Genomic DNA, 13,937 nt, shown 5'->3' with positions numbered 1-13,937 from the left:
GGGTTCAGACCACGATCACGGTGATCAGGGCGGCGAGGCCCACCAGGGCGGGGGCGATGACCCACCAGCACCAGCGGACGACCAACGGGCCGGCGGCGCCGGGGCGGGTGGCGTTGCGTTCGGCCATCTCCTGGAGGACGGCGGTCACCTGGTCGGACCACGCGCGGGTGGGGTCGGGGGACCCCTGGACGACCGGGTTGGTCCGGCCGGCGAGTCCCAGCCCCAGACCCGTCCGGGACGCGTGCTCGGCGTTGCCGCGGCTCAGCGCCCGGGTGGCGCGCTTGCGCTGGCGCAGCGAGACCGGGACGGCCCACACCTGGTACTTCTTCTCCCCGGCCAGCAGCTCGACGGAGTAGCCGGCGCGCAGCGCGTCGACCGACGCCCAGGGGGCGGTGATGGTGCGCCACGGGTTGCGCACGACCAGGCGGTCGGGGCCGGCGAACACCGCCGGGCGCAGCGTGTAGGCGATCACCGGGAAGGCGAACACCGGCACCGCCGCGAGGGCGACGTACGGGGTCTTCCCGGTGCCGGTCACCACCGCGTCGCCGATCAGCCAGGCGGCGACGGCGAGCAGGAACACGCCGGAGATCACGCCGGGGACGGAGCGGTACACGCGGTCCGCGTACTCGGGTTCCCCGCCTGGGGCGGCCGGGCCCTGGTGGGGCTTGCCGTCGGATTCGGTCATGGCGTCGATTCTGCCCCATCCGCCCCTCGTCGGCGGGTCTCGGTCCGGCCACGAAAGGCGCTCCCGGGCCGCCCGTGGGCACCGGGGTGCCCGAGGTCTCGGTCCGGCCACGAAAGGCGGCCGGAAAGGTGGTCGCCCTAGCGGTCGGCTACGCGCGTAGATATGCTGCTCTGGTGACTATGTCCACTGTTGCAGCCAATGCCCCCGGCGTTGCGGGCAGCGGCCTCGCGGACGTTGCGGCGTCCGAGGCCTCGCTCCGCCGCTTCCTGCACGGCCTGCCCGGCGTCGACCAGGTCGGCCTCGAGGCGCGTGCCGCCAGCCTCGGCACCCGCTCGATCAAGACCACGGCGAAGGCCCGAGCCATCGACCTGGCGATCTCCATGATCGACCTGACCACGCTGGAGGGCGCGGACACGGTCGGCAAGGTGCGCGCCCTGTGCGCCAAGGGCAGGACCCCCGACCCGACCGACCCGACCACCCCGCGCGTCGCCGCCATCTGTGTCTACCCGGACATGGTCGCCACCGCGAAGGACGCCCTGCGCGGCACCGACATCCAGGTCGCCTCGGTCGCCACCGCCTTCCCGGCCGGCCGCGCCGCCCTCCCGGTCAAGCTGGCCGACACCGCCGACGCGGTGGCCGCGGGCGCCGACGAGATCGACATGGTGATCGACCGCGGCGCCTTCCTCTCCGGCCGCTACTCCGACGTCTTCGACGAGATCGTCGCGGTCAAGGAGGCGTGCAAGCGCCCGGACGGCTCCTCCGCCCACCTCAAGGTGATCTTCGAGACCGGCGAGCTGCAGACGTACGACAACGTGCGCCGGGTCTCCTGGCTGGCGATGCTGGCCGGCGCCGACTTCATCAAGACCTCCACCGGCAAGGTCGCCGTCAACGCGACCCCGCCGGTCACCCTGCTGATGCTGGAGGCGGTCCGCGACTTCCGCGCGGCCACCGGCGTCCAGGTCGGCGTGAAGCCCGCCGGCGGCATCAAGACCACCAAGGACGCCATGAAGTACCTGGTGATGGTCAACGAGACGCTCGGCGACGACTGGCTGACCCCGCACTGGTTCCGCTTCGGCGCCTCCAGCCTGCTCAACGACCTGCTGATGCAGCGCCAGAAGCTGGCCACCGGCCGCTACTCCGGCCCCGACTACGTGACGGTGGACTGATCACCATGGCCAAGAAGAAGAACATCGAGGAGCCCGTGCGCAAGGCCGGCCTCTTCGAGTACGCCCCGGCCCCGGAGTCCCCCGCCGCCGCGGGCGACATCGCCACCTCCTACGGCCACTTCATCGGCGGCGAGTTCGTCGACTCCTCCGGCAGCGAGGCCCTGAAGACGGTCAACCCGGCCACCGAGCAGGTGCTCGCCGAGTTCGCCCAGGGCACCGACGAGGACGTGGACCGCGCCGTCGCCGCCGCCCGCAAGGCCTTCGCCGACTGGTCGTCGCTGCCCGGCAGCGAGCGCGCCAAGTACCTGTTCCGGATCGCCCGGATCATCCAGGAGCGCAGCCGCGAACTGGCCGTGCTGGAGTCGATGGACAACGGCAAGCCGATCCGCGAGACCCGCGACTTCGACATCCCGACCGTCGCCGCGTGGTTCTTCTACTACGCGGGCTGGGCGGACAAGCTGGACTACGCCGGCTTCGGCGCCAACCCGCGCCCGCTGGGCGTGGCCGGCCAGGTCATCCCGTGGAACTTCCCGCTGATGATGCTGGCGTGGAAGATCGCGCCCGCGCTGGCGACCGGCAACACGGTCGTCCTGAAGCCGGCCGAGACCACCCCGCTCACCGCCCTGCGCTTCGCCGAGATCTGCCGCCAGGCCGGTCTGCCGAAGGGCGTCGTCAACATCGTCACCGGCGACGGCCGCACCGGCGCCGCGCTCACCGCGCACCCGGACGTCAACAAGGTCGCCTTCACCGGCTCCACCCCGGTCGGCCGGGCGATCGCCAGGCAGCTGGCCGGCAGCCGCAAGAAGCTGTCGCTGGAGCTGGGCGGCAAGGCCGCCAACATCGTCTTCGACGACGCGCCGATCGACCAGGCGGTCGAGGGCATCGTCAACGGCATCTTCTTCAACCAGGGCCACGTCTGCTGCGCCGGTTCCCGCCTGCTGGTCCAGGAGTCGGTCCAGGACGAGGTGCTGGACGCCCTGAAGCGCCGGATGGCCACCCTGCGGGTCGGCGACCCGCTGGACAAGAACACCGACATCGGCGCGATCAACTCGGCCGCCCAGCTGGCCCGGATCACCGAGCTGACCGAGGCCGGCGAGGCCGAGGGCGCGGAGCGCTGGTCGCCGGAGTGCGAACTCCCGGGCACCGGCTTCTGGTTCAAGCCGACCCTGTTCACCGGCGTCAGCCAGGCCCACCGGATCGCCCAGGAGGAGATCTTCGGCCCGGTGCTGTCGGTGCTGACCTTCCGCACCCCCGACGAGGCGGTCGCGAAGGCCAACAACACCCCGTATGGCCTCTCCGCCGGCATCTGGACGGAGAAGGGCTCGCGCATCCTCTGGATGGCCAACAGGCTCAAGGCCGGCGTGGTCTGGGCCAACACCTTCAACAAGTTCGACCCGACCTCGCCGTTCGGCGGCTACAAGGAGTCGGGCTACGGCCGCGAGGGTGGCCGCCACGGTCTGGAGGCCTACCTCGATGTCTGATGTCGTGAGCCGTCTTGATGTCCTCAAGACCTACAAGCTGTACGTCGGCGGGAAGTTCCCGCGCTCCGAGAGCGGACGGGTGTACGAGGTGACCGACTCGAACGGCGAGTGGCTCGCCAACGCCCCGCTGGGCACCCGCAAGGACACCCGCGACGCCGTCCTGGCCGCCCGCGCGGCCGTCAAGGGCTGGGCCGGCACCACCGCGTACAACCGCGGCCAGGTGCTGTACCGGGTCGCCGAGATGCTCCAGGGCCGGCGCGAGCAGTTCGCCGTCGAGGTGTCCCTCTCCGAGGGCATCGGCCCGAAGAAGGCCGCCGCGCTGGTGGACGCCGCGATCGACCGCTGGGTCTGGTACGCGGGCTGGACGGACAAGGTCGCCCAGATCGCGGGCGGCGCCAACCCGGTCGCCGGGCCGTACTTCAACCTCTCCACCCCGGAGCCGACCGGCGTGGTCGGGATCGTCGCCCCGCAGGCCGGCTACGGGCACTCGCTGCTCGGCCTGGTCTCGGTGATCGCCCCGGCGATCGCCACCGGCAACACGGTCGTGGTCGCGGCCGCCGCGGACGCCCCGCTGCCCGCGCTGTCGCTGGGCGAGGTGCTCGCCACCTCGGACGTCCCGGGCGGTGTGGTCAACATCATCTCCGGCCGGACCGAGGACATCGCCCCCACCCTGGCCTCGCACCAGGACGTCAACGCGCTGGACCTCACCGGGGCCATCGCCGCGGACGGCCCCGGCGCGGCGCCCGCCCTGGAGGCCGCCGCCGCGGATACCCTGAAGCGGGTGGTGCGTCCGGAGCTGGACCCGTTCGCCCAGGACTGGACCAATGTGCCCGGTACGGACCGGCTACTCTCGTTCCTGGAGACGAAGACGGTCTGGCACCCGATGGGGATCTGACCCTCCGTCGCACCATCCCGCGCTCCGCGCGACAGAACGGAAGAGAACAACTCCACAGACTGGCCGTCCCCAGCGCCCTCTCCCCCCAGGGCCCGGGCGGTCACAGGACGGACCCGCGCCTCTCCCCCCCCTGGCGCGGGTCCGTCGACTTTCCCGGTGGGCGCAGGAAGTGGGAGCCGACCGGTTTCGGCAACCGGCCGGAATGCGTCAGACTGGTGTCCCGTGAGTGACTCCCCCATGAACCCCGGGCCGGCGGCCCACGCCCGGGTGATCCTGCTCTCCGGGCCGTCCGGATCGGGGAAGTCCTCGCTGGCCGAACGCAGCGGTCTGCCGGTGCTCCAGCTGGACGACTTCTACAAGGACGGGGACGACCCGACCCTGCCCCGGCTGCCGGACGGCGCCGTGGACTGGGACTCCCCGCTCTCCTGGCACCGCGACCAGGCCGTGGCCGCCATCCGCGCCCTGTACGAGCACGGACGCACCGGGGTGCCGGTGTACTCGATCCCGGACAACGGCCGGGTCTCCACCCGCCCGCTGGACCTGGGCGGCGCGACCGCGTTCATCGCCGAGGGCATCTTCGCCGCCGAGATCGTCGCCGAGTGCGCGGCCGAGGGCCTGCTGGGCGACGCCCTGTGCCTGCGCAACGGCGCGCTCACCACGGCCTGGCGCCGGCTGCGCCGGGACGTCCGGGAGGGCCGCAAGTCGCTGCCGGTGCTGCTGCGCCGGGGCTTCCGGCTGATGCGGGCCGAGCGGGCCATCGTCGGCCGGCAGGTCGAGCTCGGCTCGTACCCGTGCGCCGGGCCGGAGGCCGAGCGGCGGGTCCGCGCGGCGGCCTGGGCGGGGGAGTTCTCGGCGGTCTGAACCGCGGCGGGACAACGGCGGAACGACGCCGGAAGAGCGACAACGACGACGGGCCCGGTGCGTCTCCCCCGCACCGGGCCGTCGCCTGCCGAACGGCCTCGGCTCCCCACAGGCGCCGCTCCCCCGAGCCGGCGCCCCCGAACCGTAACCGTCCGCTACCCGTCCCCCGACGGGAGTCCTCTGTGAGCCCTACGCGACCAGCTCGCCGAACGCCCGGACGGTGTCGCCCGACTTGTTCAGGTGCTCGTCGTCGCGCAGCCGGCGCAGCGCGCGCCAGATGCTGCTCTTGACCGTGCCGACGCTGATCCCCAGCACGTCGGCGATCTCCGGGTCGGTCTTGCCCTCGTAGTACCGCAGCACCAGCATGGTCCGCTGGTTCTCCGGCAGCTTCGCCAGCGCCTGCCAGAGCACGGTGCGCAGCTCGGTGCCGCCCATCGCATCGGTGTCGCCGGCCGTCTCCGGCAGCTCCTCGGTCGGGTACTCGTTGACCTTGCGGCGCCGCCAGGCGGAGATGTGCAGGTTGGTCATGGTGCGGCGGAGGTAGCCCCCGACCGCGGCCTTGTCGGTGATCCGGCCCCAGGCCCGGTAGGTGCTGAAGAGCGCGCTCTGCAGCAGGTCCTCGGCCTCGTAGCGGTCACCGGTGAGGTGGTACGCCGTGGCGTACAGGGAGGCGCGGCGCTCGCGCACGTACGCGGTGAACTCCGTGATGTGGTCCTCCGCGACGGCCGGGTGCTCCCCCTGCGCGTCTCCCTGTCCCGCCCCGGTGGTGCGGGCCGGTGCGGGCGTCAGCCGCAGCAGCGTCGCACCGGCGGCCTCGCGGCCGGTCGGCTCCCCCGAACCGACCGTCCGCAGACCGTTGTTCCCCCCGGTCCCCCGGTTGTCCTTGCCCTCGACGCGGACGGGGAGGATCCCCCGCAGCGTGAGGGTGTTGGCGGAGTCGACCGCACTCCCCAGTCGGCCGATCCCGTACAGCTCCCCCGTCCTGCCGCCGCCGCTCACCCGGCGGGCGACAGGGTTTCCACCGGTGCTGTGCGCGCACCCCCGTACGGTCACGGCACCGGAGTTCTCGTCGGTCCTGATCTCGTACCGGGTCCGGTGGGTGGTCGCTGACGAACGCGCGGTGCGGACAGCCGGGTTGGTCCGGGTCTGAAGCATGGCGTTCATCGTGCGCCCCCTTGGTCGGTACGAGCGGTTCCTGTTGCCGCCCTCCAGCCGGCCCTTGCGGCCCGCTGTCCTGCGGCGACATGGAAAATCCTGCCCGCCGGTTGTGATGGCGCTGTCCGCCGACTGTCACAGGGGTGTCACAGGGGCGGGCCTTTCGTCCCGGTCCGCCTCCCCCGTACCGGACGCAGGTGGCCGTCCTTCCGGTTCCCGTACGGTCGGTGACCGGTCCGGGGGGTGATTCGGCGCTTCCCGTGGGACAAAATGGGGCCGTGCCTTTCCTCCTACTGATCGAGGACGACGACGCCATCCGGACCGGCCTCGAACTCGCCCTCACCCGCCAGGGCCACCGCGTGGCCACCGCCGCCTCCGGCGAGGACGGTCTGAGGCTCTTCAAGGAGCAGCGGCCCGACCTGATCGTGCTGGACGTGATGCTGCCCGGGATCGACGGCTTCGAGGTCTGCCGTCGGATCCGCCGCACCGACCAGCTGCCGATCATCCTGCTCACCGCGCGCTCGGACGACATCGACGTGGTGGTGGGCCTGGAGTCCGGCGCGGACGACTACGTCGTGAAGCCGGTGCAGCCGCGCGTGCTGGACGCCAGGATCCGGGCGGTGCTGCGGCGCGGCGAGCGGGAGAGCTCGGACTCCTCCGCTTACGGCAGCGTGGTGATCGACCGGGCCGCGATGACCGTCACCAAGGACGGCCAGGACCTCCAGCTCACCCCGACCGAGCTGCGGCTGCTGCTGGAGCTCAGCCGCCGCCCCGGCCAGGCACTCTCCCGCCAGCAACTGCTGCGGCTGGTCTGGGAGCACGACTACCTCGGCGACTCCCGCCTGGTGGACGCCTGCGTGCAGCGACTGCGGGCCAAGGTCGAGGACGTGCCGTCCGCGCCGACCCTGATCCGCACAGTGCGCGGCGTGGGCTACCGGCTGGACCCGCCCGCCTGATCCCCTTCCTCCATGTCGGACTCCCGTACCACGACAGGCTCCTGTGACTGACCACCAGCAGACCGCCCGGCGGTTCTCGGCCGGCCCGTGGCGGCGACTGCGCTCGCTGCGGGTGCGGCTGATCGCCGTGTTCGCGGCCGTCGCGCTGCTCGCCGCCGTCTCGGCCTCCGGCATCGCGTACTGGCTGAACCGCGACGCGGTGCTCAAGCGCGCCCAGGACACCGCGCTGAACGACTTCCGGGTCTCGCTCAGCCGCAACGTCTCCGACCTGCCGCTGAACGCCAGTTGTCCGGAGCTCGCCACGCTGGCCTCCAACGTGGCGAGCTCCGGCCTGAGTTACGACGTGGTCGTGGTCGACCCGGCGCACCCGGAGTGCCCGGCCTCCTCCGACCCGCACTTCACGCTGGCCGACGTCCCGGCGGCGCTGCGGTCCACCGTCGCCAAGCCGCGCGAGGTCACCGAGAGCAACCCGTACCCGTACCACCTGTACTGGCAGCGGCAGAACCTGGAGGGCCGCCCGTTCGTGATCGGCGGCACCAAGGTGGTGCCGAACGGTCCGACGGCGTACATGTTCAAGTCGCTGGAGAACGAGCGGGCCGACCTCAACACGCTGGGCTGGTCGCTGGCCATCGCGACCCTGCTCGCGCTGATCGGCTCGGCGCTGCTCGCCCAGGCCGCCTCGGCGACCGTGCTGCGGCCGGTCAAGCGGCTCGGCGAGGCCGCCAGGCGGCTCGGCGAGGGGCACCTGGACACCCGACTGGAGGTCGAGGGCTCGGACGAACTCGCCGACCTGGCGCGGACGTTCAACCGGGCCGCGGAGTCGCTGCACGAGCAGGTCGAGGAGCTGAGCGCGCGCGAGGCGCAGAGCCGGCGGTTCGTCGCCGACATGTCGCACGAGCTGCGCACCCCGCTGACCGCGATGACCGCGGTGACCGACATCCTGGAGGACGAGGCCGAGTCGCTGGACCCGATGATCGAGCCGGCCGTCCGGCTCGTGGTCAGCGAGACCCGGCGGCTGTCCGACCTGGTGGAGAACCTGATGGAGGTCACCCGCTTCGACGCCGGCACCGCCAAGCTGGTCGCCGACGAGGTGGACATCGCCGACCTGATCATGTCCTGCATCGACGGCCGGGCCTGGTACGACGCGGTCGAACTGGACGCCCCGCGCGGCATCCTGGCCGTGGTCGACCCGCGCCGGCTCGACGTGGTCTTCGCCAACCTGATCGGCAACGCCCTCAAGCACGGCGGCTCGCCGGTGCGGGTCAGGGTCCGACAGACCGATGACTCGGTCGTGGTCGAGGTCTCCGACAGCGGCCCCGGCATCCCCGAGGACGTGCTGCCGCACGTCTTCGACCGCTTCTACAAGGCCGACCGGGGGCGGGCCCGCTCGGAGGGCAGCGGCCTGGGGCTGTCCATCGCGATGGCCAACGCACAGATCCACGGGGGGACGATCACGGCGGCGAACGGGGAGGTCGGCGCGGTGTTCACGCTCACCCTGCCGCTGACCCCGCCACCGCCGCCGTCCGCGGGCGGGACCCAGTGCGGGCCCGCCGGCGACGCCGAGCACAAGGACGCCACGTGACCTCCCCCACCTCCCCGACCCGCACCACCCTGCGCCGCACCGCCGGCGTGCTGCTCCTGCTCGCGTCGGCCTCCGGCTGCGGCATCCGGCCGACCGCCGTACCGGTCGACGCCGGCGCGCCCGCCAGCCGGACGGCCTGCCCTAGCACCCCGCACATACCGACCGCCCTGGCCACCCCGTCCGGCCCGGCCCCGGCGATCACCCCGGCCCGCGGCGCGGCCAAGGCCGGCGCGAGCCCCAGCCCCTCGCCGACCCCGGTGGCACCGGGCTCGCCGCCGCCGGACAACGCGTTCAGCGCGGTGCCGACGGCCGGGCCGTGCCGCTAGGCCCAGCCCCGCGCCCGCTCGGGGCGGGGGGAACCGGGGGCGCGTCCTGGAATGTTCACGCCCGGGGTGGAACCGCCGCGCCACCGGCTCACGTCCTTCCCCCCGTGCAGCGAGATGGCACCAGGACACGCGACGGGCGTTCCGGCGCACGGACCGAGACCGGGCCGGCGGCGGCCGTCCACCATTCCCTCCGGCTGGCCGGGCTGGCGGGTCTGGCCCTCCACCTGACGCTGGTGCTCTGGCTGGTGCTCAGACCGCTGCCGGTGGCCTGGGTGTACGACGCCAACCTGACGCCACTGGCCTCGCTCCGCTCCTCCACCACCTGGCAGGTGGTCGGCGAGTTCCTGCTGCTCGCCCCGCTCGGCGTCCTGCTCCCGCTGGCCGGCGGCCGGGTCCGGGCCCCCTGGCTGCCGTCCTTCCTGCGCACCACGGGCGTCTCCGCCCTGCTGGCGACCGGCCTGGAGTTCCTCTCCTCCTGGACGCCCGGCCACGTGCTCAACGTGGACCACATACTGTTCGCCGTGCTCGGCGTGGTGATCACCCACCTCGCCCTCGTACCCGGCCTGCGCCACCTGCTGCGGGCCCACCGCACCGAGCCGCGGGCGACGCGGGTGTCCGTGCCGACCGTCCCGTCGGTGGCCGCCGCCATCGCACCGGCGGTGGCGGTCGCACCGGCGGCCCGGCCGCGCGCCTACGCGGAGCCGACGCCGCCTACTCGCCCGCTCACCTCCGGGCGCTCCTGATCCGACGCCGACGGTCTGCGCTCCCTCGCTTCTCCCTTTCGGCACCGGCGCGCCCCTTCGGCTCGGGGCCCGCTGCTCGCCGCTCGCCTCCGGGGCGCTCCTGGCCCGGTGCCGACGGTCGGCGCTCCCTCGCTCCTTCGTCACTCCCTCGCTTCTCCCTTTCGGCACCGGCGCGCCCCTTCGGCTCGGGGCGGGGCGGGCTGAACCTCCACGGGCACCACCCGGCCGCCGACCTCGACCAGACCGCCCGGACGCGGGCCGGCCATCAGCTGTGAACCCCGGCCCTGGGTGATGGTCAGCGCCCGCCCGAGCCGCGCCGCCAGCAGCAGGGCGGCCGCACCGGTCGCCTCGTCCTCGTCGATCCCGTCACCCCGACCGGGGAAGGCCCGCGCCCGGACCGTACCGGCCGCCTCGTCCTGCCAGGCCCAGGCGTAGATCCACTCCCCCGGCGGCGGCACCTCCAGCGCCTCCACCTCGGCCACCGAGCCGTACTGCCGCAGGGTCCGCCCCGGCGCCCACTCGGGCCGGGCCTCGATCCGGGTCAGCCCGTCCTCGTGCCGGACGGCCACCACCCCGGCGGCGGTGACCAGTTGCTCCACGCCGAGCAGCCAGGCGGCCCCCACGCACGGGTGGCCGGCGAACGGCAGGCGCACGCTCGGGGTGTAGATGTCGATCTCCCCGCGCCCCGGATCGTCGACGAACACCGTCTCGCTGAACCCGAGCTCCCGCGCGACCGCCTGCCGCTCCGCCCGCCCCGGCACGGCGGCGCCGTCACGCACCACGCCGAGCTCATTGCCGTGCCGCCCGTCGGGCCCGCAGAAGACCCGAAGCACCTCATGCCCGATCATTTCCCACCTCGTCAACTACCGTTCCGGCGCAGCTACGACACAGCGCAACGACACCGTGATGAAAAGGCGACGACGGATGTCGGTCGCCTCCAGTACTGTGCGCTCTCGTCCCCGGACGGCTCCCGCCGTTTTTCTCCTCCCACAGGAAACCCCTTGAACAATCTCGACTTCAGCGCCGAGCCGCTGTTCTCCTGGTACGTCGTCCTGCTGGCGCTCAGCGGTCTCATCATGCTGGTCCTCGGGGTACTGCCCCTCGGCGGCCTGAAGGTCGGCCTGCGGATCTTCAACGTGCTCTTCGGCCTCGGGTTCCTGGGGTACGCCTACTACCTCGCGTTCGTCTTCGAGGGCGGCGAGTACTTCCTCTTCTTCAAGGCGTTCATCCTTCCGGTCGGCATGATCGTCGCCTCGGTGAAGGCCATCGTCGACCGCAGCAACGCGAAGAACCGGCCGACCCCGCCGGTCGGCCCGTACAACCCGAACGCACCGTACGGCCCCAACGCCGCCCAGCAGGGCGCGTTCAACCCGTACGCCCAGCAGCCCGGCCAGCCGGTGCCGCCGCAGGGCGCCGCGCCGTACCAGCCGGGCGTGCCGACCCAGCCGGTGACGGACAACCCGTACGCCCAGCCCGGGCAGCCGCAGCCGCCGCAGCAGCCGGCCGGCTGACCCCGCCGCACGAAGGCCGAAGGCCCGTCCGTCATCCGCTGTGGAGCGGGGACGGGCGGGCCTTCGGGCGTACCTGGTCGGCCGTGCCGGATCAGTTGCCGGGGCTCTGGGCGCTGTTGCGGCGGCGGGCCACGACCAGGGTGCCGATGCCGAGGGCGATGGCGGTCGCGCCGGTGATCGCCATCGGGGCGGCGGAGGAGCCGCCGCCGGTAGCGGCCAGCTGGGTGGTCGTCGCGGCGACCGGGGCCGCGGCGGCCTGGGCGGTGTCGGTCTGGGCGGTGGCGGTCTGGGCAGTGTCGGCCGCCGGGCTCGGCGCGCCGGTGGTGACCTGCGCGGCCGGGACGGCGGGGGCGGTGGACGGGTCGGTGGCGACCGGCGCCGGGGTGGTGGCGGAGGAGGTGGGGGCCGGAGTGCCGGTGGGGGCCGCGGCGGCCTCGATCTTGAAGTCGGCCTTCGGGCTGGACGCCTCGGCCGCGCTCTCACCGGCGCCGGGCAGGGTGCCCGCGATGGCGACCAGGGACTCGGCGAGGGCCGGAGCGTCCTTGGTGAAGGCCAGTCGGACGTTGATCGTCCTGGTCCCGCCCTTCGGCAGGGTGATGACGTCGGCGTCCTTGCTGCCGGTCCGCAGTGCCTGGTAGAGCCAGGCCGGGTGGTCCGAGTCGCCTCCGGGGGTGCCTTCCAGCCAGTCCCCGTTCGGTGCCTGGAACTCGAACCTGACCGTGCCGGAGGGGAGGATGTCCTGCCCCTGAAACACGACCGCGGGCACCAGCCGGAGGTCCTTGCCGCTGTTGTTGGTCAGGACCAGCTTGAACGGCTTCGCCTCCGCGCCCGCCGTGAAGGTGGCGGGCACGCCGTCGAGCCTGACGTCCGCCGTGGCGGCGGGCGTGGTCGCCGGGGTGGTCGGCGTGACCGCCGGGGCGATCACCACGTCCTGGTAGCCGCTCATCGCGTACGAGATGCGCTGCTCGGGCGGCAGGATCGGGTCCGAGACCACCGAGTTGAAGCCCGGCGTCACCCGGCCGGCCGGGGCGTCGGCGGCGACGGTGAGCCGCAGCCGGTAGGAGACCTCGGCGCCGGCCGCCAGGTGCGGGCCGGCGTTCCGGGCGATGTCCCAGAGGCCACCGGCGATCCCGCCGCTCGCCCCGGCGTCCTGCCACTGGGTGCCGCCGGGGGCCTGGTACTCCAGCTTGAACTGGCTCGGCTTGCTGCCGATGCCGGTGTCCCCGATGACGAAGGTGGAACCCAGCACGTCCATCTGGTGGTCGGCGGTGTTCTTGAGGGTCGCGGTGAACTCGATCGGCGCGCCACCCGCCTTGACGGTGCCGGGCAGGCCGCTGAGGGCGACGGTCACCGGCGAGGCCGGGGCCTGGGTGCCCTGGGTCGCGCCGACCGTGATCGGGGCCGCGAGGGCGGCCGGGGCCGAGGTCAGGGCGACGCCGGAGACCAGGGCGGCGGTGGCGGCCGCGGCGAGGATTCTGCGGGACTGATTGCGCAAGGGAACCTCACGGGAGAATTCGGGCGTAACCCGAGAAGAGTGCGAAATCGCAGGCGTGAGGGGCCTGTTGAGGCCGTGAAAAGGCGCCGCCGAATGCCCCCCACCAGCAGCGACCGCGGAATCATATCCCCCCGGTCTGACTGCTTCTCGAAACGGGCCCTCCGCACCCGCACGCCCCCGGCCGCAATGCCCTCGGACCGCCGGGCACCCCGCCGGAGTCCGGGGCACCCCTGAGACGGACCCCGACTCCGGCCTACGCCTCCCCGGTGACTCCTCGGGGCCGGGAATCGGCTGGTGGGCGGAGGTCTTCGGCCCGTCGGCGGCGGAGCATGGAAGTACGCCCGCCGGACCGGCCGGACCGGGCGCCGGCCCCAGGAGCTGACATGAGCGCCCGCCTCGCCCGTCCCCGTCACAACCGTGTCATCGCCGGCGTCTGCGCCGGGATCGCCGAGCGCTTCGGCCTGGCGCCGTTCACCGTCCGGCTGATCTTCCTGTTCTCCTGCCTGCTGCCCGGCCCGCAGTTCCTGATCTACCTCGCGCTGTGGGTGCTGCTCCCCCAGGAGCCGTGAGGCGGTACGAGCGGGCACGACGACGGGCCGCCCGCCCCGGAGGAACCCCGGGGCGGGCGGCCCGTCGTCGTGCCGGTGGCCGGGATCAGCCGCCCAGGCCGGGCAGGGCGTTGGTCAGCCCGCCGAGGGGGGTCTTGTCCAGGCCGGGGATGGACGGGATGGCGGCGCGCTGCTGGGTGACACCGGCGACCGGGGCGGCCTCGGCGGCGGGCGCGGCCTGCCCCGCGCTCGGGGCCAGGGTGCCGAGCGTGCCGGCGACCTTGTCGCCGCCGGGCAGCTTGGCGGCCGTGTCGGTGACCGCTCCGGTCACCGCGGGGTTCGTCACCGCGCCGGTGGGCAGCCCGAGGCCGCCGGCCGCCTGGCCGGTCGCCGCGGAGGCGGTGCCGGCGCCGACCGCCGCGATGGCGATGCCGAGCGCCGCGGTGCCGGCGGCCTTGAGAGCCTGCTTCATGGTTCGTCCCCTTGGGTCCTCGTCGGTGGCCGACGTCGCGCGGTTCGGCGGACGGGCGACC

At 73.4% G+C, this 13,937-nt stretch carries 15 protein-coding genes; 10 read left to right on the top strand and 5 right to left on the bottom strand.

Annotation, left to right across the window (positions count from 1 at the left end):
* Positions 1–4: 4 nt before the first annotated feature.
* The gene (locus O1G21_RS23510; protein WP_270146572.1) at positions 5–685 is read right to left on the bottom strand and encodes a PH domain-containing protein; all 681 of its coding nucleotides are present in this window, start codon (positions 683–685) and stop codon (positions 5–7) included.
* A 179-nt stretch (positions 686–864) separates the two neighbouring features.
* Between O1G21_RS23510 and deoC the strand changes: the two genes are divergently transcribed.
* The 4 genes from deoC to O1G21_RS23490 all read left to right on the top strand — a co-directional run bounded on the left by deoC (position 865) and on the right by O1G21_RS23490 (position 5,088).
* Positions 865–1,851 (top strand): deoxyribose-phosphate aldolase, encoded by a 987-nt coding sequence (gene deoC, locus O1G21_RS23505; RefSeq protein ID WP_270146571.1) that lies wholly within the window; start codon positions 865–867, stop codon positions 1,849–1,851.
* Positions 1,852–1,856: 5 nt separating this feature from the next.
* Positions 1,857–3,332, top strand: coding sequence for an aldehyde dehydrogenase family protein (locus O1G21_RS23500; RefSeq protein ID WP_270146570.1), 1,476 nt, complete (start codon positions 1,857–1,859; stop codon positions 3,330–3,332).
* Complete coding sequence (locus O1G21_RS23495) at positions 3,325–4,227, top strand: aldehyde dehydrogenase family protein (RefSeq protein WP_270146569.1); 903 nt, start codon at positions 3,325–3,327, stop codon at positions 4,225–4,227. Before O1G21_RS23500 ends, O1G21_RS23495 begins: the two co-directional genes overlap by 8 nt.
* A 222-nt stretch (positions 4,228–4,449) precedes the next feature.
* Entirely contained in the window at positions 4,450–5,088 is a 639-nt protein-coding gene (locus tag O1G21_RS23490; RefSeq protein WP_270146568.1) for an ATP-binding protein, read from the top strand.
* A gap of 189 nt (positions 5,089–5,277) precedes the next feature.
* Here the strand turns inward: O1G21_RS23490 and O1G21_RS23485 are convergent, their stop codons facing one another.
* Positions 5,278–6,243 carry a SigE family RNA polymerase sigma factor gene (locus O1G21_RS23485; protein ID WP_405000826.1) on the bottom strand — a complete coding sequence of 322 codons (966 nt, stop codon included), beginning with the start codon at positions 6,241–6,243 and terminating at the stop codon, positions 5,278–5,280.
* 278 nt (positions 6,244–6,521) lie between these two features.
* Between O1G21_RS23485 and O1G21_RS23480 the strand changes: the two genes are divergently transcribed.
* The 4 genes from O1G21_RS23480 to O1G21_RS23465 all read left to right on the top strand — a co-directional run bounded on the left by O1G21_RS23480 (position 6,522) and on the right by O1G21_RS23465 (position 9,850).
* The gene (locus O1G21_RS23480) at positions 6,522–7,199 is read left to right on the top strand and encodes a response regulator transcription factor (protein ID WP_030257458.1); all 678 of its coding nucleotides are present in this window, start codon (positions 6,522–6,524) and stop codon (positions 7,197–7,199) included.
* Between the two features lie 43 nt (positions 7,200–7,242).
* Positions 7,243–8,781, top strand: a complete 1,539-nt coding sequence (locus tag O1G21_RS23475) for a sensor histidine kinase (protein ID WP_270146567.1) — start codon at positions 7,243–7,245, stop codon at positions 8,779–8,781.
* Entirely contained in the window at positions 8,778–9,107 is a 330-nt protein-coding gene (locus tag O1G21_RS23470; RefSeq protein ID WP_270146566.1) for a hypothetical protein, read from the top strand. The genes O1G21_RS23475 and O1G21_RS23470 overlap by 4 nt, the downstream gene beginning before the upstream one ends.
* Positions 9,108–9,211: 104 nt before the next feature.
* Positions 9,212–9,850: a VanZ family protein gene (locus O1G21_RS23465; protein ID WP_270146565.1), complete on the top strand. Its 639-nt coding sequence runs from the start codon at positions 9,212–9,214 to the stop codon at positions 9,848–9,850.
* Between the two features lie 140 nt (positions 9,851–9,990).
* Here the strand turns inward: O1G21_RS23465 and O1G21_RS23460 are convergent, their stop codons facing one another.
* Positions 9,991–10,698 (bottom strand): PhzF family phenazine biosynthesis protein, encoded by a 708-nt coding sequence (locus O1G21_RS23460; RefSeq protein ID WP_270146564.1) that lies wholly within the window; start codon positions 10,696–10,698, stop codon positions 9,991–9,993.
* Between the two features lie 153 nt (positions 10,699–10,851).
* On the opposite strand from O1G21_RS23460, the gene O1G21_RS23455 reads away from it, so the two are divergent.
* Entirely contained in the window at positions 10,852–11,361 is a 510-nt protein-coding gene (locus tag O1G21_RS23455) for a hypothetical protein (RefSeq protein ID WP_270146563.1), read from the top strand.
* 91 nt (positions 11,362–11,452) lie between these two features.
* Here O1G21_RS23455 and O1G21_RS23450 read toward each other — a convergent pair whose 3' ends face one another.
* Positions 11,453–12,856 carry a hypothetical protein gene (locus O1G21_RS23450; protein WP_270146562.1) on the bottom strand — a complete coding sequence of 468 codons (1,404 nt, stop codon included), beginning with the start codon at positions 12,854–12,856 and terminating at the stop codon, positions 11,453–11,455.
* A 383-nt stretch (positions 12,857–13,239) separates the two neighbouring features.
* Between O1G21_RS23450 and O1G21_RS23445 the strand changes: the two genes are divergently transcribed.
* Entirely contained in the window at positions 13,240–13,425 is a 186-nt protein-coding gene (locus tag O1G21_RS23445; RefSeq protein ID WP_270146561.1) for a PspC domain-containing protein, read from the top strand.
* An 85-nt stretch (positions 13,426–13,510) separates the two neighbouring features.
* Here the strand turns inward: O1G21_RS23445 and O1G21_RS23440 are convergent, their stop codons facing one another.
* Positions 13,511–13,876 (bottom strand): ATP-binding protein, encoded by a 366-nt coding sequence (locus O1G21_RS23440; RefSeq protein WP_270146560.1) that lies wholly within the window; start codon positions 13,874–13,876, stop codon positions 13,511–13,513.
* Positions 13,877–13,937 lie beyond the last annotated feature (61 nt).

Origin of the sequence: Kitasatospora cathayae, from assembly GCF_027627435.1 — a bacterium.
GTDB lineage: Bacteria > Actinomycetota > Actinomycetes > Streptomycetales > Streptomycetaceae > Kitasatospora > Kitasatospora cathayae.
The sequence above is the reverse complement of the archived record's forward strand: the minus strand, read 5'-3'. Positions and strand labels throughout refer to the sequence as shown.

Excerpts from the sequence above, each read along its gene's own strand:
- O1G21_RS23510 (WP_270146572.1), bottom strand. The coding sequence starts at position 685 with ATGACCGAATCCGACGGCAAGCCCCACCAGGGCCCGGCCGCCCCAGGC.
- deoC (WP_270146571.1), top strand. The coding sequence starts at position 865 with ATGTCCACTGTTGCAGCCAATGCCCCCGGCGTTGCGGGCAGCGGCCTC.
- O1G21_RS23500 (WP_270146570.1), top strand. The coding sequence starts at position 1,857 with ATGGCCAAGAAGAAGAACATCGAGGAGCCCGTGCGCAAGGCCGGCCTC.
- O1G21_RS23495 (WP_270146569.1), top strand. The coding sequence starts at position 3,325 with ATGTCTGATGTCGTGAGCCGTCTTGATGTCCTCAAGACCTACAAGCTG.
- O1G21_RS23485 (WP_405000826.1), bottom strand. The coding sequence starts at position 6,243 with ATGCTTCAGACCCGGACCAACCCGGCTGTCCGCACCGCGCGTTCGTCA.
- O1G21_RS23460 (WP_270146564.1), bottom strand. The coding sequence starts at position 10,698 with ATGATCGGGCATGAGGTGCTTCGGGTCTTCTGCGGGCCCGACGGGCGG.
- O1G21_RS23445 (WP_270146561.1), top strand. The coding sequence starts at position 13,240 with ATGAGCGCCCGCCTCGCCCGTCCCCGTCACAACCGTGTCATCGCCGGC.
- O1G21_RS23440 (WP_270146560.1), bottom strand. The coding sequence starts at position 13,876 with ATGAAGCAGGCTCTCAAGGCCGCCGGCACCGCGGCGCTCGGCATCGCC.